The organism is Neglectibacter sp. X4 (assembly GCF_009917365.1).
In the GTDB taxonomy this organism is placed as follows: Bacteria; Bacillota; Clostridia; order Oscillospirales; family Acutalibacteraceae; genus Acutalibacter.
The window spans coordinates 1-511 of record NZ_QWLE01000360.1 but is presented as its reverse complement, the minus strand read 5'-3'; the positions used below and the strand labels follow the sequence as shown (position 1 = coordinate 511).

2 pseudogenes are annotated in these 511 nt (G+C 42.7%); both read right to left on the bottom strand.

Annotated features, from left to right (window positions below):
* Positions 1–202, bottom strand: a pseudogene (locus D1841_RS18575) (VUT family protein); the annotation flags it as partial.
* Positions 195–511, bottom strand: a pseudogene (locus D1841_RS18570) (radical SAM protein); the annotation flags it as partial. The pseudogenes D1841_RS18575 and D1841_RS18570, both read right to left, overlap by 8 nt.

Genomic DNA, 511 nt, shown 5'->3' with positions numbered 1-511 from the left:
GGAAAGTAGAGGCAAACAGGATATTGCCCAAAGTCTGTTCCATGCCGAAAGCATCTACCAGAATCAGCGCTTCAATATTAGCTGCGATAGTGGCGACCACAGTCCACATATAAAGACCGGTCTTACCGAAAAATTTATAAAAAAGAACAACTGCTGCATAAATGCAGACTAGACTCACGATTAAAACTAATTCATTACTCATTAGATTTACCTCCTACTCCGAAATCTGTATTATTCATTAAAATATCTACCCGCTCATTATGCAGGTATTTTGGCATGATGGTGTTTTTAAAAAGCTCGATAACGCGGGGATCAGGCCGCACCGGGGTAGAGTTTTCTACCATAATATTGACACAAACCCGCTCAAAGTATGCCAGCCCTGTTTCGATGTCGGATCTCATAGAATCCGCCGTTTGTCCTGGAATACCGAAGAGCAGACAGCATTCGTTGAAGTCCTCAGCGATTTTCTCAGGGTCTGTTTCGTCGATGCCCTTTAATAGATAGGATTCTC